This is a genomic window from Cohnella baijiui (genome assembly GCF_020731285.1).
Taxonomy (GTDB): domain Bacteria; phylum Bacillota; class Bacilli; order Paenibacillales; family Paenibacillaceae; genus Cohnella.
The window spans coordinates 340722-363499 of the sequence record NZ_JAJFOW010000002.1; the positions used below are offsets into that span (position 1 = coordinate 340722).

At 51.0% G+C, this 22778-nt stretch carries 16 protein-coding genes and 1 tRNA gene; all 17 read right to left on the minus strand.

The features are described from left to right. Nucleotides 1-34: 34 nt before the first annotated feature. Nucleotides 35-349: a hypothetical protein gene (locus LKX83_RS03265; RefSeq protein ID WP_227880739.1), complete on the minus strand. Its 315-nt coding sequence runs from the start codon at nt 347-349 to the stop codon at nt 35-37. A 48-nt stretch (nt 350-397) separates the two neighbouring features. Next, the gene (locus LKX83_RS03270) at nt 398-1183 is read right to left on the minus strand and encodes an ABC transporter permease (protein ID WP_227880740.1); all 786 of its coding nucleotides are present in this window, start codon (nt 1181-1183) and stop codon (nt 398-400) included. Between the two features lie 3 nt (nt 1184-1186). Then, a complete protein-coding gene (locus tag LKX83_RS34210; RefSeq protein ID WP_227880741.1) occupies nt 1187-2071 on the minus strand; it encodes an ABC transporter ATP-binding protein in 885 nt (294 codons plus the stop codon). 16 nt (nt 2072-2087) lie between these two features. Then, nucleotides 2088-2309: a PLD nuclease N-terminal domain-containing protein gene (locus LKX83_RS03280; RefSeq protein ID WP_227880742.1), complete on the minus strand. Its 222-nt coding sequence runs from the start codon at nt 2307-2309 to the stop codon at nt 2088-2090. A gap of 13 nt (nt 2310-2322) precedes the next feature. After that, nucleotides 2323-2865, minus strand: coding sequence for a helix-turn-helix domain-containing protein (locus LKX83_RS03285; RefSeq protein WP_227880743.1), 543 nt, complete (start codon nt 2863-2865; stop codon nt 2323-2325). 522 nt (nt 2866-3387) lie between these two features. Continuing rightward, nucleotides 3388-3630, minus strand: a complete 243-nt coding sequence (locus tag LKX83_RS03290; RefSeq protein ID WP_227880744.1) for a hypothetical protein — start codon at nt 3628-3630, stop codon at nt 3388-3390. A gap of 141 nt (nt 3631-3771) precedes the next feature. Next, nucleotides 3772-3858 (minus strand) — tRNA-Leu (locus tag LKX83_RS03295). Nucleotides 3859-3977: 119 nt separating this feature from the next. After that, entirely contained in the window at nt 3978-4544 is a 567-nt protein-coding gene (locus LKX83_RS03300) for a response regulator transcription factor (RefSeq protein ID WP_227880745.1), read from the minus strand. A 571-nt stretch (nt 4545-5115) separates the two neighbouring features. Next, nucleotides 5116-6960 (minus strand): family 43 glycosylhydrolase, encoded by a 1845-nt coding sequence (locus tag LKX83_RS34215; RefSeq protein ID WP_370639010.1) that lies wholly within the window; start codon nt 6958-6960, stop codon nt 5116-5118. A 65-nt stretch (nt 6961-7025) separates the two neighbouring features. After that, nucleotides 7026-8867 (minus strand): glycoside hydrolase family 127 protein, encoded by a 1842-nt coding sequence (locus LKX83_RS03320; RefSeq protein WP_227880746.1) that lies wholly within the window; start codon nt 8865-8867, stop codon nt 7026-7028. Between the two features lie 26 nt (nt 8868-8893). Further along, on the minus strand, nt 8894-9706 hold the full coding sequence (locus tag LKX83_RS03325; protein WP_255654290.1) for a carbohydrate ABC transporter permease: 813 nt from the start codon (nt 9704-9706) through the stop codon (nt 8894-8896). Nucleotides 9707-9720: 14 nt separating this feature from the next. Then, on the minus strand, nt 9721-10608 hold the full coding sequence (locus tag LKX83_RS03330; RefSeq protein ID WP_227880748.1) for a carbohydrate ABC transporter permease: 888 nt from the start codon (nt 10606-10608) through the stop codon (nt 9721-9723). A gap of 91 nt (nt 10609-10699) precedes the next feature. After that, nucleotides 10700-12166 (minus strand): ABC transporter substrate-binding protein, encoded by a 1467-nt coding sequence (locus tag LKX83_RS03335; RefSeq protein WP_370639011.1) that lies wholly within the window; start codon nt 12164-12166, stop codon nt 10700-10702. A 98-nt stretch (nt 12167-12264) separates the two neighbouring features. Further along, nucleotides 12265-14031, minus strand: a complete 1767-nt coding sequence (locus tag LKX83_RS03340) for a cache domain-containing sensor histidine kinase (RefSeq protein WP_227880749.1) — start codon at nt 14029-14031, stop codon at nt 12265-12267. Next, nucleotides 14028-15623: a response regulator transcription factor gene (locus LKX83_RS03345; RefSeq protein ID WP_227880750.1), complete on the minus strand. Its 1596-nt coding sequence runs from the start codon at nt 15621-15623 to the stop codon at nt 14028-14030. Before LKX83_RS03345 ends, LKX83_RS03340 begins: the two co-directional genes overlap by 4 nt. 278 nt (nt 15624-15901) lie before the next feature. Further along, on the minus strand, nt 15902-21877 hold the full coding sequence (locus tag LKX83_RS03350) for an S-layer homology domain-containing protein (protein WP_227880751.1): 5976 nt from the start codon (nt 21875-21877) through the stop codon (nt 15902-15904). A gap of 75 nt (nt 21878-21952) precedes the next feature. Further along, nucleotides 21953-22774 carry a carbohydrate ABC transporter permease gene (locus LKX83_RS03355; RefSeq protein ID WP_227880752.1) on the minus strand — a complete coding sequence of 274 codons (822 nt, stop codon included), beginning with the start codon at nt 22772-22774 and terminating at the stop codon, nt 21953-21955. Between the last annotated feature and the right edge of the window lie 4 nt (nt 22775-22778).

Genomic DNA, 22778 nt, shown 5'->3' on the forward strand with positions numbered 1-22778 from the left:
CCACATTTTCACCAAGGACTAGGAGCGAAGCTGCTTAGTTGTTTCTGGCCGCTTGTTCCCTCAATTGAGTATGAAATTCGTTAATGACTATTTTGCCGTCTCCTTGAAGGAGGAGCCGATACGATAAGAAGTATTTCTTTCCATCGATAATAAAGACCCCGGCTTTATATCTAGGCGAAGCAATGCCTGTTCTTTTTACAGCAGTCCAAGGGAACTTGAAATTTCCGGATTGTACTTCTTCTATCGAAGAGTAAGGAATGTGGATCGTTTTTCTCAAATTAGTAACCGCTGTCCATCCTGAAATATTCACTTCTACGCCACGATCACCTAAGACAACTTGAACACTCATCCTTTGCGTCCTCCTTTTTACATCAAGGCTACTGTTACGCTTATTTGGTCACGAAGCAGGCAACTCTTTTCGGGATAAATAGAAATGCGATAAAATCAGGAAAACGACGATAAGCAACAACGTGACCGCCGCTGTGGTCATAAAGTGAGGCAAAGCACTGCCAGAGATCATGATATGGACCGCATGGTTCGTCAAATGCGCAGGATTCATGATTTGAAATCCAGATCCCAATGCGGTTGCGACTTTCAAAAAAATGAGAACGAAAAGCGATACGACGGCAACTCCCGACGATCTGGATAGCAAGGAGCCCATCAGAAGCGTCAACGTTACCATAAACAGACACCAGGTGTAATAAACACCCAAGCCTGCGACGATTCTGGACAATGGTACAAAGCTGTACAAGTAGGAGGTATACAAGCCTGCTATCAACATACCGGTTGCGACAGCTCCCGCGACGATAGCAGCCTGCCCGATCCACTTGCCCAACAAGTACTCGCCTAAGGAGGCATTGCGCGTCAAAATAAAGGTCAGCATTCCATTATCCTTATCCGATACCACAATACTCATCATTCCGATGACGATAACCAATAAACCCAATTGGTCAAATTGATTGGTTACGGTCGATGCCAAAACATCTTCTGCCGTTATCTGGGGTAATGCAATATTGACCCCTTCAGGCAAGCCCCCGGCAAGCTCCAGGATTTGTGGCAGGTAATAGGACGAAAGAGGCTGAATGATCCCCAAAAACATGAACACAACAGGAAACCACAATAATTTGTAGCTTCTACTGGCTTCCAGCCATTCTTTCTTTAATAGAACTGACAAGTGGTTCACCGCTTACCTCACCATCCTGATAAAAATATCTTCCAGACTTTCTTGTACCAGTTCGAACTTTTGAATCGGCAACTGCAAACTTCTGATACGATCTAACAGCCATATTCTTCCGCTGGCAATGTCTTTAACACGCACTTTGACGAAACAGCCGGTTGGGTCAATCGATTCCACGATATTTTCGTTTACAAGCTTCGGGGCCCACTCATGAACGCGAGGCGCCTGTATGATGAAAATGGGTTGCTGATGAGATTCAAGCACCTGATGGAGGGTGCCACTGAAAAGCAATTCACCCTGATTCAGGATAAGGATTTTGTCGCTTAATTCTTCCGCATCGTGCAAAATATGAGTGGAAAAAAGAATCGTCGTATTCTGTTTGATGGATTTCAACAATTCCAGCATGTCTCTTCTGCCTAGTGGATCCAGTGCGGAAACCGGCTCATCCATAATAAGCAATTTCGGTTGATGGATAAGTGCCTGAGCGATGCCCAATCTTTGCTTCATCCCTCCCGAATAGGTTCCGATCCGTTTGTTTTTCGCCTTACTCAGCCCCACTAATTCCAGCAATTCGTGCATTCGCTGCTCCAAGCTCTCTTGATCGATATCCGACAGCCTGCCTAGAAACGTGAGCAATTCCTTTCCTGTCATCCACGAGTAGAAGGTGGGGTGTTGCGGCAAATACCCGATAAACGGACGTTTTCTGTCATGACGCTCTCCTTGAAATAGAATTTGACCGCCTGAAGGCTTCGTTATCCCGATGAGCATTTTGATAATTGTCGTTTTACCAGCTCCGTTCGGACCGAGAAGGGCTGAGAATTCGCCCTGTTGGATTTGAAAGCCAATGTCTTTAATAATTTCTTGTTCCCCATATTTTTTTTGGAGATGATTCACCTGGAGGATACTCACCTTAGCGATCCTTCCTTCCTAGGATAAAGTACAAAATCGGACCGAAAAGACTGACGAAAACAATGATTGCGGTCCAAATCAGCCTGTATTCTGTACTAAGATCTCTTCTTAACAAATCCCGTAATGCCACAACTAGTAGAATCAAATGTAGAATGAGAAAGGGTATAAGAAGCGGCAGCCATTTCCATAGTTCTTCTATCCCGATTGAGTAGCCGTAATGCATTTGCGAATCCTCCTTAGCTTTTTGACGAGTTTTGCGGAATAAACATGCCTGCGAAAACTCGAGCGGTTCGTTCGGGTGTCGGCTGTTTCTTTATCGCTTCTTCGATGCACTTGTTAACGGACTCGACGAGCTCGAGAAATTCTTCATTCGTCAGATGAAGAGGCGTATACCAATAACCGAATCCCTCATCTTCATACCGGGTTGGCGGCGCTTCCGTCAGATACGTTGTCACTAACTGAAACAAATTGCCGTGAAATGCCGTGAAATGGCGAATATGATCTTCCTGGGAAGTATTTTCAATTTCGTTTTCAGGAACTTTCAAGTTATCTTTCCGAATTGAAAACACTCGCTCTTCAGTTCCCTTCACATTTTTCTTATCGATGATCTCGATCAGATCCCCCTTAAGCAAAAGATTGATATGACGATATAAGGTAGCTTGGGGAACGTCGCCAAGCACATCTAACAGCTCAGCAATCGTCAACGGCTTGCCGAGAAGCAATTGTTGTATAATCCGCATTCGAACAGGATGAAGAAGCAAATCGGCTTTTTTTGTCATCGAAATTGTCCTCCATATTATCATTATATATAATGATAATAGTGCATTTTTTTGAAATTGTACATCGTTTGCTATCCGATTTAATTAAAACCACGCCGATTTCCGTAGAGATCTTCGAATACAACCTCAATTCCCCACGGTACCTCGTTTGGTTCACCGAAGAAATTGATACCGTTTGGCTTCATTTTTTGTCACTGCCAATACATAATGACCAACAGATGACGGCGTAAGTTGTCCTGCTGGTGACTCAAGTTGTCCGGTCCGAGATGAGAAGAAAGGGAGAATCATGACAATTCTCCCTGGATGACGCGCTTGATCATATGATCGTCGATGATGGGCGGATGAGCCTACTGGAGCTTTAGATACTGTGACATCGGAGGCGATAGCAACTTTGTTACGCAAGTAAATACAGACAAGCAAGTGACTATGGTTATCGTCACGCATGCGCGAAATGGTAGAAGAAACAAGCGGATGATAAGCCATGAGCGTGTTAATGCTGCCCGTTCCTAGATGATGCTGGATTCAGGATCGGGCAGCATTTTTGTACCTCCCGATGTATTTTGCTGCCCCTCTAGCATCCTTCATCTGCTTGACCTTTTGGTCGCTCAGAAACCATTTGAGCATCAGGTCCATCAGCAACTTCTGCATGACTTTCTCGTCTGGGCTATTTGTACTCAGGTCATTCAGTTTTTTACGATCAGCAAAGTAAAACTTCCGCAACTCTTTCGGCACAGTAAATACCGTATGTCGATGCGGAACATTCAATATCCGCTCTTCTTATTTCTCTGCCCACTCGTCCGTATACTTCTTTCCGCAGCCATGACAAAATCGGCTCTTACATGTAAGGCAATCAACACTGGTTAACAATAAAAAACCCTTCCCGAGAGAAGAGTTTGATTTTAAGTATGGTGCGGTCGAGAGGACTCGAACCTCCACGGTATTGCTACCACTGGAACCTGAATCCAGCGCGTCTGCCAATTCCGCCACGACCGCATGCCGCGAGTCCCGGTTGTTACCGTTCCTCTTTGCGACGACAAGGGATACCATACCGAATGCCGAAGCAAATGTAAAGCTGTTTTTCGCTTTCCTTAAAAATGTGCAAATCCGCCGCGTTAATGGGCGTGCGAGCCGGGCTTGCGATCGCTCTCCTCCCCGCCCGAGGCCCCCATCCGATATTCGAGCGGCGTCATGCCGACCATCCGCTTGAACAGCTTTTGAAAATAAATCTTGTCTCCGTAGCCGACGAGATGCGCGATCTCGTACACTTTCAAGCCGGGGTGGTCGCGGAGGAACTGCTTGGCTTTGCCGATGCGCACCCGGTTGAGGTAATCGGTGATCGTCTCCCCCCGTTCCCGGCTGAACAGCTTGCTGATGTAGCTGGCGTTGAAGCCGACCTGATCCGCGATGTAAGTCAGATCGATGTCCCGATGATACGATTGGTCGATCAGCTTGCGGATTCGCTCCGTCGTCGCGTTTTCGGCCGGCCGCGGCGCGGCGGCGGTTGGCGCGGCGGCACCTTCGCCCGCGGTGCCGGTCGCGGTAGGCTTGCGCGCCGCGCAGCGGTCCAGCAGGCGGAACACTTCGACCTTGTCGATCGGCTTCAGCAGATAGTCGGTCGCGCCCGCGCGCATCGCCCGCCGCGCGTATTCGAAGTCGTTGTAGCCGCTCAATATTCTCATGGGATCGGCCATTCCGCTCGCGCTGCTGGGATGGTCCGCCTTGTTCGGGAAGAGACGCGCGGCCAAAGCGGAAAGGACGGGATGAAGACGATGCCGGAACCATGGCCCCCAAAAACGTGCAGCATCGAGCGTTTAATTACCCGCGAGGAAGATCGGGAACGCGTCTTGTCGCGAAAAAAAAACGGCCGTCCGAAGAAACGGACGGTACGCGGATCCCGGCGAAATCATGACGATAAACGGAACTGCCTTCGAAGTGCATCGCGTGTATAGGCAAACTGTAGCGGACATATCTGACGAGGACGCCAGGACGGAGGGATTCGCCGATTTGGAAGCGTACAAGCGGTACATCGCGTCTCTCCATGCAGGCGCGGTTTGGTTTCCGCAAGCGAAGGTATGGGTGCACGAGTTTCGTCCCTTGTGATGGCTATCCAATCCGCAGCTATTCCCTTCCCTATTCGACAGGTCGGACGCTTCCATTTCTTTTAGAATCGCTTTTTCGATGGTCTCTTTTCGGTGGAAACCTTGGAGCACCTGGTTGCCGATGATGTAGGTGGGTACGGCCGTAGCGACTTCAGTCCAATCGGTACATAAGCCAAAATTGCGCGGTCCCGCCGGGGAGATCCTCCCAAGTCCCTACGCCCGCTCCGCTGTCGATGCTGGCTCCGCCTACATCGAGTGCTTTTCCCGTCCGCGCGTTTAACAATTTACAGTAGCCGTTACCGGTGTCGACGAGCTTCCATTTTTGCGTGTCCAGTCCCTTAGGCTCCGAGACGGCTACTCTTCCCCAAGGGGCAGATGGATCCATCACGGTAAGCGCTTTGCCGGAGTTTGGATTGATCATCGTATAGGTTCCGTCCTCGTTCTGGACAACTTTCCAGCGCTGTGCTGCTCCGCCGTCAGAATCGTCCCACATCTGGGTCCAGGTCCCATCCGCCGTACCTGCGCCCGTCACATCGAGCGCCTTGCCGCCGTTGGGGTTGATGAGCTTATATTCAGCCCCGGACTTGACCGAGAACGTGTTGCTCCCCGACGTCTCGATATAATCGATCTCGAGGGCGTGCTTGCCCTTTTTGAATTCGATAACATTGTCGTAACCTTTTTTCAGTTTGATTTGAAATGAGGCGGTTGCGAACTGATTGCTTCCCGTCTGGGGGAAGGACATCGTCGTCAGCTTGCCGTTCACCGAAACTTGTTCTGTAGCATTCGGGCCGGCGGCGTTCGAATATCGAACCGATAAAGTGTAGCTCCCTTCCTCCGGTACAATGACATCCTTGAACGTCAAGGAGCTATTTTCGTTATTCAGACGAACGATTTTACCTCCGGAGGCGGCTGCAGTATCCTTCACGTTCGCTTTAACCGGTGTGGCTACCTCCGCTTCAATCCGGAAGTCTCCGGAGGGAACGGAGAGCGGACCGTTCGTCGGAACGCCGAAATTCGGAGAACCGTCAATGTTCCATGTAAAAGGCTGTACACGGGACGGACGGGCGCCGCAACCTTGGCTGGGACCGCTGTTGCCGTGGTATACGATCAGATCTTGCGTGCCGTCCTTGGATGGGACGAAGGAGTTGTGGCCCGGGCCGAACACGCCGTTCTCCGGCGATTTGGCGAACACAGGCTGCGCGCTCTTCGTCCACGATGCGGGATTAAGCAAATCGCTTGTATCGTTCGCTGTCAGGATGCCGAGCGAATAATCGTCCTCCCAACAGGCGCTCGCGGAATAGACGAGAAATATTTGTCCGTTCCGTTTCAGGATGACTGCACCTTCGTTTACCGGCATTCCTTTCTTCTCCCAGCCGTATTCGGGCTTCGTCAAAATCACGTTGTCGCCGTTCAACGTCCACGGATCGGACATCGGCGCGATGGCGATCGCACTGCCATGGGCGCCGGACCAATTCCCGTATGCCGCATACAGGAAGTACAATTGGCCGTTATGTTCAAATACCGTGCCGTCCAGACCGGAATACTGCGTGTTCAGCTTTCCTTTGTCGGTCCAACCTCCCTGCAGTGGATCGGCGGAATCATTCTCCAGGACGTACACTCCGCGGCAATTATCTCCGCAGCCCGTATTCGCCGTATAATAGATGTACCATTTACCTTCGATATAATGGATCTCCGGAGCCCAGATGTCTTTTAATCCGGGAGGGGTTGTCCATACCGTCTTCCGTTGTCCCAGATCGATTGCGGTCATCGATCTCGATTTCCAAATATCCACTCTGTTGCCTAACGTGCGGGTAAAATAATAATATCCATCAGTATGCAGCATCACATAAGGGTCCGCTCCGGCTGTATTGATCGGATTCGAATAGGTCGAAGTGGATGCGGCGGACGATTCATCAGCACCAAAAGAAGTCAGGATTAGCATAAGCATGAGAACAAGCGCCGATAATTTCAAGCCGATTCCTTTAGCAGCGCGCATCGTTTCGTACACCTCCGTGAGCTTTTGATTATCCAATTTAATGGATTACAAGCATATGTCGATTGTTAATAAAGATATAAGCGCTGGTTTTCCCCCTCTCGAATCCAGACCTGCATAAAGCCTTCCTCCCGGTTATCCCAAGCATAGTAAGGAATTAAAAGACACGGTTTCCCATTTTCTTCTTTACCCATCAATACGGTTACGCCGCCAAGCAGATCCGGATGGTAACGAATATTTAGCGGTTCACGGGCAGAAAGGGTAAAGGTGTCATAGGTTAAATCCGGATTATCAGCTTGCTCTATACAATAAACAATGGGTCCACGCTGAATGGCAAGACGACCACGATTGGCTTCGACCTCCTCCCTGGCACGCACGACCTCCACAGGCATATCGAGTTCAAGTACGATGGAGTCTCCCTGCGACCATTTTCGATCAAGAATCAGATACCCCTGATCCGTCAGTGCCTCGGCTTCGAAGAGGCTCTCTCCACCGATCTTTAGCTTGTAGCCTCTGCACCAACCCGGTACGCGAAATCGAATGACGAATTTTCCCGTTCGTTCAGGGTGAACCGCAAGCTCGATCTTGCCGTCCCACGGGTAATTCGTCGTTTGTTTCAGCTTTACGATAAGCCCGTTGCCGATCTCGAATTCCGCTTCGCTATTCATGAACTGATTTATGGCGAGCCCGTCGTCCGTCCTTGCATAAGCATACTGGCCTATGGAAGGTAGATACCTTACCAAATTCGTCGGACAACAGGACGTGCCGAACCATTCTACGCGGTGGTGGCCTCCTTTCGACGCCAGCGGATTGACGTAGAAAAACTTGTCGCCGGACAACGAAATTCCAGCTAAAGCGCCATTGTACATTTCACGCTCCACCACATCGGCATATTTGGCATCACCGAACAGCAGGTTCATCCGATGATTCCAGAACACCATGGCGATTGCAGCGCAAGTCTCGCAATAAGCCGTTTCGTTCGGAAGATCGTAATCGTGAGTAAAGCCTTCATTATGCAAGGAGGGTCCGATCCCTCCCGTCACGTACATGTTGCGCTCCACGGTATGCGCCCAAACCCGATGCAGGGCATCGACGTAGGCCGGATCACCCGAGGCATGAACAACATCCGCCATTGCCGTGTATAGATACATAGCGCGGACGGCGTGCCCGGTCACCTTCTCGATGTTTCGAACCGGAACATCGTCCTGGCAGTATGCCGGCCCCCATTCTTCTTTATCCCATATCTCGCCTTTTCCGTGACCGCGACCACGTTCCTCTAACAGCCAAAGAGCGAGTTTCCAATAACGCTCATCATGAGTAACGTGATACAACTTCACGAGAGCCAGTTCGATTTCTTCATGCCCTTCAACCCAGTGACGTTTACCGGGGCCGAATATGCGATCGTAATGGTCAACCATCCTGCAGGCAACATCGAGAAGCTTGCGTTTGCCTGTCGCTTCGAAATAAGCGACCGCCGCCTCAATCAAATGACCGCCATTATACATTTCATGTTTTTCCATATCCGTCCATTTGCTCTCAGGCGCCACCAACGTATAGTAGGTACACAAATATCCATCCGGTTCCTGCGCCGCGGCTATGAGCTCGATAATACTGTCGGTTTCCGATTCCAGCTCCGGATCCCTGTTCGACATCAGCAGATAGGCTGCACCTTCGAGCACCTTGTACACATCGGAGTCGTTGAAGTAGATGCCTTCGAACGCGCCATCCAAGAGTCCGGCGGCCTTGGCGAAGTTCGAGATACGCCCGGTTTTTTCGCATTGGGCCAGGCAGGCTTTGATCGTGACTTTGCTTAGCACTTCAAGACGCGGACGCCAGAAATCATCGTCGATCGTTACCTTCGTAAAAGGAACGCCCTGCCAATTCATCAGTGGTGCTTCTGTCTGTATCATTCGGGTTATTCCTTTCCATCGTTATTTCATCCTTTTAGGCCGGTCAGCGTAATCCCTTCAAGGAAGTAACGCTGCCCGATCAAAAACACGATGACGCAGGGTAGCACGACAGCTGCCGAAGCCGCCATGAGCAGATCCCATTGCGCGGAATAGGAGCCTTGAAACATCTGCAGTCCGAGCGCAAGGGTGAACAGGCTGTCGCTTTTCAAATAAATGAGCGGTCCCATGAAATCGTTCCATGAGCCCAGGAAGCTGAACAAGGCGACCACGATAATGGCCGAGCGGCTGAGCGGCAAAATAATGCTCCTGTAGATTTGAAAATAAGTCGCTCCGTCCACGAAGGCCGCTTCATCGAAATCCCGCGGAATGGTTAAATAAAATTGACGCAGCAGGAAAATATTGAAGATGCCGCCGCCGAAATAAGCCGGTACGATCAACGGGTAAAACGTGTCATAGAATCCGACCATTTTCCAGCCGAGAAAGCTGGGAATAAGAGTGACGGCCGCCGGCAGCATCATGCTTGACATCAAAATGCCGAATACGGCGTCCCTTCCTTTCCATTGAATGCGCGAGAACCCGAACGCCGCGATACTGCTCGTAAGAACAGTGCCGATCAAAACGCCGGCCACGATGATAAGCGTATTGGTGAAGAAGGTGCCAAACGGCAGGATCGTAAGCGCTCTATGAAAATTGTCCCATTGGAACGGTTTTGGAATCCACTCCGGCGGCATGGTGAAGATTTGCGATAAGTTCATGAGCGAGCTTCGCAGCAACCATACAAACGGAATGATAAACGTGGCCGAGATCAGTAATAAAGCTGCATAACCTGCCGTAAGCATCAGCTTCGATTGCTTCACGCACGCTCCCCTCCTTCGTAATGCACCCATGACTTCGAGGTTTTGAATACAAAAAAGGTGAAAATCAGGATAATGACGAACAGCACCCATGCCAGCGCGGACGCATATCCCATTTCGGTATCCCGGAAACCTGTTCGCCAGAGATAGAATACATAAAATAAACTCTTATTATTCGGTCCGCCCTGCGTTAATATATACGCTTCGTTAAACACCTGGAAAGAACCGATGATCGTCATAATCGTATTGAAGAAGATCGTCGGCGTGACCATCGGAATCGTAATGTGACGCAGCTTGCTGTACCACCCGCCACCATCCACGTCGATCGACTCGTAATACTGCTTGGGAATGCCCGACAGCCCCGCGAGGAATATAATGACCGTCCCGCCGATCCCCCACAACGTGGTGATGACGACGGACGGAATTACGCTGCCCTCCGAATACAACCAATTGCCTGTCGGCAGATGCAACCAACTGAGCGCCGAGTTGATCAGGCCCAGATCCGGATTCAGCAGCCACATCCAGATCATGGCCGACGCGACCGCCGGCACGATGCTGGGCAGATAAATGATCGTGCGAAAGATGGATCTTCCTCTGACGTTCAGGTTAAGCAGCAGGGCAATCGCGAATGAAACGATAATAACGGCAGGTACTCGCAAAATGACGAAGTAGAAAGTAACGCCAAGCGATTTATAGAATAGTTCATCTTCACCCGAGAACAGCTTGGAATAATTATCGATTCCGACGAAAGCGGTTTGCTCTCTGAACACGTTATAATCCGTCAAGCTAAGCACCAAGCTGGCAATCATGGGACCCAATGTGAAAATGATAAACCCGAGTATGGCGGGCGAAGTGAACAATAATCCGTAAAATAGCCCTTTTCTCATGCATGCCTCCGATCTCGAAGCTTCCCGCTTGGGAAGACGGCGACATAAGCAAGAACGCCGTCTCCTCCTCATAAATGCTTTTTCTGAAACCTTATCCCTTCACGTCGCGGCGGCCCTGCACCTGCGCTTGCGCTTTTGCAGCGATGGAATCCATGGCTTCTTGAGCGGTCTGTTGGCCGAGCCACACCTTATCCAAAGCGGGATTTACGATGTCCATTATTTTGTTGAAGTTTTTCACATAGCCCGTTGGCGTTTGGTGGCTGTCATTCAACAGAACATCGACGATCGCGTCTTTATATCCCGATGGCCGGGAATCCAGGTTTTCCGTCCATTTGGCGAGCAATGCCGAATCCGTATACCAGTCTCGATAAGAGGGCATCCACGTCCCGGCCGTAATCAGGTCGATCGACGCTTCCGGGTCCATCAGCGCTTTCATCAGCTCCCAAGCCTCTTTCGGATGTTTGGTCGATTTAAACATGGAGAACATCCCGCTAACGACGGTCGTCATCGGTTTTTGCATAATCGGCAATACGCCGACGTTAAAATGGAATTTCGATTGCGCCAATCCTGCGCTAACCCATTGCCCGTCAATGGCCATGGCCACTTTTTTCGTCTGAAGCGCGACGTTCGGAGCCGGAATGTTTTTCGCTTGAACCGGAGAAGGCGCGACATGATGAACATTGATCAAATCCGCGATTTTCTGAAGGGCCTCCACCGCAGCCGGCTGATTCAGCGCGAAGGTTTTCCCGTCTTCGGAGACGAAGTCCCCGCCGTTGGAGAAAATAAAGTTGCTGTAGCTTCCCCACCACGTTGGAAAGTTCACGCCGAATTGCTTGATGTTTTTAGGATCGAAGCCCGGATCGGTCACATTCCTGCCTTTGTTGTCAATCGTCAGCTTCTTGGCGACTTCGACGAACTCATCCCATGTCCACGCTTCCGACGCTTTGGCAGGCGGAGGCGTTAAGCCCGCATCTTTGAAAATATCTTCGTTATAAAACAAACCGAATGACTCGGGTCCCGGCCCTAAGCCGATCACATTGCCCGGTTCGAGTGAATACGAGATGTTCGGAACCAGTCTTTCTGCATTGATTTCCGGGTCTGACGAGAGAAAATCCTGGAGGTTGTAAAATTTCCCTTGCTCTGCAAGCGGGAATGCAATGCTGGCAGATTCCATCTGCGCGATATCCGGCACGTCATTGCCCGCCACCATCGTCGTGAGTTTGGTATCGTAGTCGGCGGCGATATGCTGAAGCTTAACGGTGATATTCGGATATTTGTCCTCGAACTTCTTGATGGCTACCTTGTAAGCAGCGACTTCCTCCGGCGCTCCCCATACCGTCATGCGAAGCGTGATCGGTTGATCCGACTTCTCTCCGCCTGCCGATGCCGAGCTCGCCGTGTTGGCGGGGGACGAGGCGTTGCCGCTTCCGGCGTTCGAGTCGGACTTCGAGCACGCGGATAGAACCGTAACGAGCATGATCAGGAACGCAAGCAGAACGGATATGGATTTCCTTTGTCGTGACATCTTCCGGACCCCTTTCGATGTTTCAACCCTCATTGATTCATAGCTGCAGTCTATGATGTTCTCATTATAAGACCGGATGCAGCGCTTACATAACCCGAGCCAGATTGGAATGGTGGACTTCGATTGGGTGTTTACAGCGGAAGCTTGATGGTCACTTTCGTTCCGGAACCCGGCACGGAGGCGATTGCGATTCCATACGCTACGCCGTACGTCATCCGGATACGGGCTATCGTATTCTTGATGCCGACGGAAGACGATTCCCGATATAAAATGGCATGAACCGTATCGCTGCTCATTCCCCGTCCGTTATCCGCGATCTCAAAATGCCGTGTGTCCTCTTCGATCCAACCGCGTATGCGAATGCGCCCTCCCGATTCGATCTGATCGAAACCGTGCAGGATCGCATTCTCGACAAACGGCTGGAAGAGAAGCCTGGGCACCTTGTGTTGGTAGACCGCCGAATCGATCGCATAACTGACCGTGAATTTGTCTTCGAACCGGACGGACATAATATAGAAGTAGTTTTTCATCCATTCGATTTCCTCGGACAGATGAACGGCTCCCCAGTCCTTCCGCGAAGTATAGTGCAGCATGTTCGACAAGCAGACTAGCATTTTGCTAAGTTCCTTCTGATCGTTCTCGATGGCCGTCCAATTCATTACGTTTAACGTATTGTATAGAAAATGAGGATTCATCTGCATGTTCAGCGCTTGGATCTCCGCTTCCTGTTCCTTTAACTTGATCTCGTAATTTTCCGACACCAATAAACGGATCCGATCGTTCATCCGATTAAATCGCTGGAGCAAAATGCCGAATTCATCGTTGGTGCTGACCGCAACCTGCGTCTGGAAGTCCCCCTCTCCCACTGACCTCATCGCGCCGAGCAGCTTCTTGATCGGATTCGTAATTTTGCCTGAGATAAAATAGGCGAAAACAAGCGCAACGATCCCCATAATGACGGCCAAAAGGGTCGTTGAGGCACGGATGACAGGGACCAGACTTTCTACAAGCGCGGATTCGGGCGTCATGACCATGGACATCCATCCGGTGATTTGCGATCGGTCGAAGCAGACGATCATTTTCACGCCGTCCAGCTTTATTCTTCGCGTGCCGCTGCCGGTCATTTGAAGCTGCTCCACCCAATTGTTCTTATACACTTGCGTTATACTGCCGGACTCGCTGCCGGCCAAGATGCGATTGTCCGGATCCAGAACCAAATAGCGGGAGCCTTCGGGAATGCTTTTCTCGTACAAGGAGTTCAATGTGTCCGATTTGAAGCTGATCGTCAGAACGGGTCGTTCTACTTTCGCATCCAGCTTCTCCAGGGTCGTATTGCTTAAATAGGAAAAATCAAGGACCCGCGTCGCGGAGAACAAATAACGGAAATCGATTGTCCCCTTCGCTAAGTACGGTTGATCGAACATGTCTACGAAATCGTAGGTGGGGAACCACACCATCTTTCCCCCAGCCTGCCGTGCCGCGCGATAAATATCCGAACGCGTCGGATCGCCTTGGGGCAGCGACTGGCCGAAAGTAAAATAAGACGTCCACAGCTGATATGCGAACACATCGTCAATCTGCGAGAAATATCCTCGTAGCCGATCGGACACGAGACGATCGGCGGCAAGCAGATCCGCCTTATTCTCCGGCTTCAAGCTATTAAAAACCCGGAACAAATCCTTGTCAACGAACATCGCCGCACTGTTCTGCTCGATGATCTGCAGCTTGTTGTCCATAATCTCGTTATTTTTCTTTACGATCTCGTATACGTTCTTCTGCGCTTGTTCCGTAACGACGCGCAGGCCGGTCCGATAGAAGAGGGTTCCCAGCACGATCAGCGGGACAGCGATAAGGACTATATAGCTGGCTAACAACCGGGAGCGGAAGGTCATCTTCATCCCTCGACGCTCCTTTGCGGCAAGGACGCGTGCTTATAAGCTTCCGGCGACATGCCATATTGCTTCTTGAACACCCTGCAAAAATATTTCGTATCCTGATAGCCGCACTCTGTGGCGATTTCGTATATTTTCAGCCTGTTCGCCGCCAGCAATTCCTTTGCCTTCCGCATTCTGGCCTCCGTTACATGATCGGAGAACGTCCTTCCCGTCCGGCTTTTGATCAAGGTGCTGAAGTAGGAAGCATTAAAGAAAAAGTGCTCGGCTGCCCGTTCAAGCGTCAGCTCTTCCTTGGCATTTTCCCGAATCCATCGCAAACACTCGGTAACGACCATTTCGCTTTTATCCGATTGAGACTCCCTTATCGAATCGTGTACCTCCCGGAGCCGAGTCTCCAGAATCGCCATAAGTTCCTTATAGGTTCGGCAACCCGGAACCTCCTTCAAAGCCGAATCCGTGAGAACGTTTCCAATCCGCCGTTCGACATAATTGCGCATTCTGCTTTTAATCTTCATAAGGGTAAGCGCGGCGCATTCTTTGATCTGATCCGGAGCCGCATGTCCGTTAGCGGCAAGCTGATTAAACGCACCCCGGCACATCTCGATAGCCGATTCCGCAGCCCTTCCTTGCAGGGCTTCGAACAGCTTTTCCCCATCAAGGAGGAAGGGGGCCCGGACAGGAAGAAGTTCGTCATGAAACAAAATGCCGTTCCAACAATCATGGAAGTTATATTGATGGGCCGTTTGCGCCGCCCGGTAAGCTTGAGGCGCTTCCGTCCATAAACATCGGCAATCCGGACCGACTCCATGGGAGAGCTGTCCGTACTTTGCCCACGCTGCCCCTAAGGCGGAAACCGTTTGACGAATTTCAGGCTTTCTTTCGCGTGCAATCTGAGGCGTTCGGACGATCGTAACCGCCTGGTAGACTTCCTCATGAAGAACGTTTAAGGGAAACGTATTCGCTTCGCCGAATTCCGACCACACCAGCTCCAAACGCTGCAGCCATGCCGTTTTATCCCATTGCGCTCGAGATCCCGGTTCGATTCGGAATTCCGAGAAAATAACCGTGCCGCTTCCATGGACCCACTCTAGCGCTTCAAGTTCATTACGTTCCGTAACCGTCAAGCTTCCATTCAGCCAGGACATCAGAAGGCGGCTGCGATAGGCAGGAGAAGTGAGGTTCAGCCGATGCCTTAACGCTTCCGATTCCGAATGCTGCCGGGATTCTTCGATAAGCTGCTGTTCAATGCGGCTTAATACGTTCTCTACCTTCTCGGCTTCCACCGGCTTCAAGAGGTAATCGTAAGCCCCATGTCGAATCGCAGTCTGGGCATATTCAAACAGATTGTAAGCCGAAATCATGACAACCTTGGTCCGAAGGCGTTCGACTTCAAGTATTTTCAGAAACGAAAGACCGTCCAAGTTCGGCATCCGAATGTCGGTTAGTACGGTATCGGGCTTCTCGGCTCTGACGAGTTCCAAGGCGCTGGCCCCGTCATTCGCGACAAGTACTTGATCTTCAGGCCGCAGGGCATGAATCATGCTCGCCATTCCTCTGCGGTGTCTTGGCTCATCGTCCACGATTAATATTTTCATCCCGCTCAGCCCTTTCGCCCGTGCTCTCGTAAGATGAATAGAAAAAAGCCCCTTCTTATGGACAGGCGCTTTGAATTCCCATTTCGTTTACAAGCCAGTATGATAGAAGAACGCATACACTTCTATTATAGACGGGTCATCGGGATATAAAAATGCCGATTATGATTAGAAAGGTGGACTAATATATGGTTTTCCCACCCTTCGATAAAAAGTCGAGCCTTTTGTTCAAAAACAAGGCTGCTTCGATTTGACTCAAAGCAGCCTTGTTCAAATTCTCTTTACTTGTCTTTGTACGCAAGCACTCTCAGCAGCACCGTAACAGCCTCTGCTCTTGTCGTTTTATCGCCCGGAGCAAATTGGTTCGCGCCTTTGCCTTCGATCATGCCCAGCTTTTTCATCTCCGCCACTGCGCCTCTCGCCCAACCAGGAATGTCCTCGTCATCCGCGAAGCCCGTTGCGGTAGTCGTTTCGCTTGACTGCCCCAAGGCTCTAGCGATTGTCGCCGCCATCTCGGGGCGGGTGATTACGGCATCCGGACGGAAAGAGCCGTCTTCGTAGCCCTTAATAATGCCTGCTTGCACCGCTTGCGCTACTGCATTGTGCGCCCATACGCCGATCTTCTCCTTATCGGTGAACGTCAGCGCCGCTCCATTGCCTTGCGGCTTGAGGACATTCATCAGTATGACCGCAAACTCTGCGCGCGTAACGGTACGGTCCGGCTTGAACGTGCCTTCCGGATAACCCTTGATGATTCCGGCGCTTACCGCTTGCTTGATATTCGCCTCCGCCCAGTGTCCGGAAATATCGCTGAATTGGATCAACTGATTCGTGTCATCCGTTCCTTGGCCTATGCCGAATACCGCATACTTCGTAAGGTGGTTAACCTTTACGGTGATCGTATTCCCGTTTACCACTCCGCCGACTTCCACCCAGATTCGCTTCCATTCGTCATAGTAGAATACGGATGGCTTTTGGCCTTTCTTTAACTTTGTCGGATCGAAGGTAAAGGTCAGTGTGATCTCCTTGCTGAAGTTCTCCGGGAAGTTCTTCAGAATTTCGAATACTGGGCTGACCAAAGTGTCTTTGCTTGAGAGCAGGTTTTGCGCGTCTGCCACAATGTCGATCGTTAGTTGCAGGTCTACACCGAAAGCATCGGCAGGAATAACAATCTTGGCCACATCGCCCAAGCTAAGTTCGCCCTTTTTGCCTACAGGAAGTATGATTTTTCCGTTTGTCGAAATAACTGTATCTATCTGGGACGTTGGCGATGAACCGTTTCCTGAAGATCCATCCGTACTTCTAAGCACCCACTTCGCATAAAGCGTCACATTCGCCTCTCCTATGGTGAATGATGCGCCGGGAGCATAGCTCATCCCGCTTCCGTCCGCGGCTGAATTCCAGCCTGCAAACGTGTAGCCCGTCTTCGCCAGATTTCCCGTGTTACCGTACACCGACACGATATCTCCCGGCGTATAGGTGCCGCTGTCGACCGGCGCACTGCCCGACGTAGCGCCGTTGTCGGTATAAATCACTGAAAGGTTGAGTTTAGGCGTTGCGCTAACTTCGTTAGAGTAGCCGCTGCTTCCTCCCGCATTGCTCGCCTTCACGGCAAAATAATAAGTTGTGCCGTTCGTCAACCCCGTTGCCGTATAGCCGTAGGTCGAGCTTGTCACCGTGGCGACAGGCGTCGAGCCGTACGAACCGGAAGCGGTCCCCATGTAAACACTATAGGTTACTGATTCCGTTCCTTGTACAGGGTTCCAGGTTAACGCGACATGGCCGTTCCCGGCCTTTGCCGTCAGGCCCGTCGGAGCGTTCGGCACTTGTACCTTCGTATAGATTTTTAGCCAATAATCTCCGACGTGGGATTCGTCGACCCAACTGCTGCCATCGTATTTGCCGGATGAAAGATCCTGCCCATCCTGCCGGACCTGCGGATTTTGGGCGTCGGGCTTCCACCAGTCCGGGTTGCTCGTGTCTGCGGACGCAATCCAGTGATAGTCGCTTCCGTCCTCGGCGATCGTCGCTTGACCGAGCACAATGGCATATTTTTGACCGGCGACCAGGCCTGCATAATTGAGATCCGCGTGAACGATCGTGGCGTTACTGCCGACTTGGTCCTTGGCAATCGTCGTATAGGCCAAAGCCGCTCCGGTCGGCAATCCGCTCTCATTTACTTCGTAGAGCTCGACCGTCGCATGGTCCAGCGCATTTTTATTCATAATCTTGACGTCAATGCCAGAGAGATTCGTATAGCCGGCGCGAGCGATAAAGGTCTGATAGCGCTTGACCTGGCTTCCCGATATAGTCCCAAAGTCGAGATCCGCGTTACCGGCATGGGACAGATCGATGGCAGACAGTTCCGGATTAACGAAAGGCTCGAGTCCGTCGATGGCGGACTGAAGCGCTTCGAGCGCCGCATTGACATCCGCCTGGGAGGCGCTTGCGTTATGATTGACGAGAATTGCCGCATCAAGCGCTGTCTGTAATGCCGTCCATGAGACCGCCGAGTATTCCGACTCGCGCAAGCTTTGCGCTGCGGCGATCTTGTTCGCCAAATCTCCCTTGTTCACCGAAGCTGACGTATAAATTTTCAGCCAATACGTTCCAACGTGGGACTCGTCTACCCAACGGTTGCCGTCGTATTTTCCGGAAGGCACATTTTGTCCATCCTGCTTGACCTTCGGATTTTGGGCGTTGGTTTGCCACCAGTTCGGATCGGTCATGCTCGCGGATGAATACCAGCGATAGTCGTTGCCATCCGAACTAAGCGTCTTTTGCCCAAGAACAATCGCATATTTCTTCCCGGCATTCAGTCCCTGATAGTTCAAATCAGCATGGACAATTACGCCGTTTACGATATCGGATTTTTGAATCTCCCCATAGGCCAGCGCATTGCCGGTCGGAAAGCCGTTCCCGTCCACGGCATACAATTCGACTGTCGCATTATCCCGCGCATTCGCGTTCATTAGCTTCAGGTCAATCCCAGACAAATTCGGATAACCGGTACGTGCGATGAACGTCTGATAACGCTTAATCTGGCTTCCCGTTGAAGTCCCGAAGTCGAGATTCGCATTTCCGTCGCTTGAAAAGTTAATGATAGACAAGTCCGTCCTTATGGTATAAACCCTGCTCGTTGCCTGATCCTCTGCAGTCACGATGATTTGGTAGCCGTTCTGAATATCCGTCGCCGGCGTTACGCGGTCAGCCTTAACGACTTTGACGGAAGCGCCAGGCGAGGCTTGGAGCGCTGCGAGAAAATCATTCAATGCATCATCGTTAACGCCGTCTATCGTCATGGTTTGATCGTTAACCTTGTAACGAATCGATGTAACCGCCGCTTCCACGGAAGGCTCGTTCGTCGCTTTGGCGTATACTTTTAGCCACCCTTTACCAACGCTGGATTCGTCTACCCAGGCGCTTCCATTCCATTTGCCGAGTTGTTGAGTTGGAGACGCTGACGCTATTGCAGCAGCCCATGCATATCGGGAAGACGAGGGCGATACTTGGCTTAGCACGATCGCATATTTCCCATTATTTATTAAGCCTGAGTAGGCAAGCGGGATGTTGACTACCGAATAATCGTTGCCAATCGCGCTCGCCGATACGGTGCCGCTAGCGAGCGGCGCTCCTGTCGGCACATTGCCTTGGGTTGCGTATAGCTCTGCCTTCAGATCGCTTTGACCGGCTCCTCCCGTCTTCTTCACTTTGACATAGATACTGTGCAGAATACGATTCGCATTGGCGGTGAAAGTCTGATAGCGCTTGACTTCGTCGCTCACATTGCCGAACCCGAGACTGGTTAGGCCGGTATGCGACAGATCGATTACTTCCGGATTGGCATCCTGAGCCGCGCTCGCGAGCATCTCCGCCACGCGTCCCGACGCGAAGTTGACTTCGCCGGCCTTCAACAATCCTGTATCCGAGTCACTGTAGCTCACGCTTGCGGTTCCGCTCGCTACCGTTACGCTGCCAGTTTGCGCATTCCAGACGATATGCGCCAGCTTGTCCACCGTTGCGACACGCTTGCCATCCATGTAAATCGAGAGGCCTTCCGGCACCCCCGGGTAGGATGCCGTTCTGCCCGGTTTGACCCAGACGACGGAAAGGTCGCGGTTATGATATCGAATGTTGTTCACCGCGAAGTGATCCCATCCGATATCCATCGGATTTAGCTCGATTGAATTGTCCGTTCGGGGCACCAGTCCGAACACATCCTCGATCAGTCGGGTATTGTAGGTAGAATGGAAATTGTGGTGAATCCATGAACGCCACATGTCGGTGCCATTCCAATCGCTGAAATACTCATTGGTATCGGGATAGTTCGAATTGCCGTTTACATACATCGTCCATGTATACCAATACAACGAATTTTTGTACATATCGGTCGTAATATAGTCGGTTGGATATTGTTTGATGGCATTCGCGAAGATACTAAGCGTCACCGCCGATATGGCAGGCGCAAAGTTCCGCGACGGGTTTTTTCCTTGGGCTTTCGCCGCATTATAATCCTGCAGATTGCTCACATAGGCCGGGAACGGAGTAACGAACTGATCGTTATCGCTCCATGGCTTTAACGCTTCTCTATAGTCAGGATTGTCGACGGGGACCATGCCTTGCTGGAAAACATAGTAATTGTTAATATCCCTCCAGGGATTAAGCCGGCCGTCGAGTGTCTTGTTCAGAAATTGCTTGCTGGAGGGATCCCACAAATGGTTTAGCAGCGCATCGCGAAATCCGTCCGCCATCGTCTGCACAGCAGCAGCCTTGTCATGAATCCCTCCGTAGGCATACATCTGGGCTACCGCTTGCGCGTTGGCCCACTCCGCCGAAGTCGCATCCACCTTATCCTGGTGGGCAGAGAAGAAATTGGCGACAGTATCTCCGTCCCAGGCGTCGTATTGATCTTCCAACAAGTTGTTGCCGTTGGAATCGCGCCGCTCCTTATTCGTTCTTACGTCGTTCTCGCCATATTGGGCCACCAGGTTCAAGAAGCTGGTCTGTCCTCCGAACACCTTGTAGCTTTCCCATCCGGCCTTGGAGATATATTGGAAGCTATGATCCATTTTCCATTGCGGATTTCCGGGATTGTCGGTGAAGTTGGCTCCTTTCGCGGTCCGCCCGGCCAGCAGCCAGGTCCCGTAATTGTAGAGCGGATCGCGCAAGTACCGACCTTCTTCGAGCTGCCAAGGGAGGGATACGGGAATCGAGTTGTTATATCCGAGCACCCCTTCCATATATACCGGGTACTTGTAATTGGCCGAGCTGGCGTCCAATGTATTGAACCGGACAATCCACCATCGGTAGTAAGCCATCTTCTTCACATAAGGATCCGGTACATCGATATAAGGTACATTGTCGCCCCACCATGCGTTATAGGTCTGGACATGCTTCTTGAAAGCCGTGTTGTTGGCATACGACTTGAATGCATCGTATTCAGCAGCGGATTCGGGAATTTCCGGCGTGATGAATCCCATGATGACCTTCATGCTTTGCGTCTGACCTGCAGCCAGTGCGAGCGTACGGGTCAGCTTGCCGTTGCCGGATGTCATCTCGTCGCCAGACAGCTTAGGGTAAATGGTCGTATTGTTGAACGGGGCATTGTATTGGCCGCTCAATTCGTTCCCGTTGGCGGTCTTGGCAAGCTGCGAGCTTGCCGTCACGTCGAAAGTCTTGGCGGAGCCGGACGTATTCTGTATATCCAATAGCGTAATGGCGCTGTTATGATCCGTGATAAACTTTCTAACCGTTACCTTCAAGCCGTTTCCGTTGTATTCGCTTGTCCAGTAGCTTGGGTAATCGACCCGCTTCGATACATTCTCTACGAAGCCGCCGGTCGAAAAAGCGATGCTATAGGCCTCGGGCCCCGCCTTATTATCTCCCTTGCCGTTCTCGGTAGGGGCAATATAAGCAGAGGCGCCTCCGAAACCGATAATCGAAGGATCATGGTAAGCCATATAGAACGCTTTGCCTCGCGACATCATCCCCCCGTTCGTTCCATAGGAAGGATCGTCCCCCGGTCTGGCTAACATTCGATCCATAAAGAACGAAGTGCCGTCTCCAGCGCTCAAATCCGCATCGTAGATTGCCCGCATCATATTTCCTGTTGTATAACGAACCGGCTCCGTAACGGCGCCTGGACCGGTGAACGTCGGCAAAGTCGCTGCCGAAGAAGCCGTGGCCGGCGGCACAACGAGAGCGGATACGGCCACTGTACCGGCAATAACGGCCGATAACATCTTTTTTATTGACATCAATGCAGAACCTCCCGAAAAAAGTTTGAATATCCTTTTGTCATGCGATCGGCTCACAACTGCGCACACCCTTTGTCAACCTTTGACGGCTCCCGCCGCAAGTCCCGATACGACCTGCCTCTGCATCAAGACATACACAAGTATGCTCGGTGCAATAACGACCATCGTGGCAGCGAACATCACACCGTAGTCGCTGGCGAATTGGCTCTTGAAATAATACAACGCCAGCGGCAGCGTTCGGCTGTGGTTGCTTGTCGTGAGGATAACGGCAAACTGAAATTCATTCCAGCAGAGCAGAAATTGCAGCACTGCTGCCGTACCGAATCCCGGTCTCGAAATGGGAAGAATAATCTTGAAAAAGGTGCGGATGAATCCTGCACCATCCAGATATGCCGATTCTTCCATCTCCTTCGGGATCGTAAGGAAGTAGCTTGACAAAATATACAGCGAGACTGGCAGACCGAAGCCTGCATAAACGATAATCAAACCGATCAGCCGGTCCTGCAGCCCGATCCCATTCACTGTCAGGTATAGTGGCTGAAGCATCGCTGCGCCGGGAATCAGTAGGGATAGCGACAAAACGACCATTAGCAGCTTCTTTCCGCGGAACTGAAACCTCGCCAAAACATAGGCGGACATGCCCAGAATAAGCAAATTGAGAGCAGTCCCGAAGATGCCGACGATGACGCTATTGATATAAAATCGGGATATCGGTGCAATCTTGAAGGCCATGGCATAATTGGAGAAACGAAAATGGGAGGGCCATCCGAGAGAGTTGGTCAATATCTCTGCATTCGTCTTGAACGAGGCCATTAGCATCCACAAAAAAGGTCCAAGCGATATCAGAACAATGAGAAAAACGAACAAATATTTACAAACAGACCATGCAATTTTCATGCTT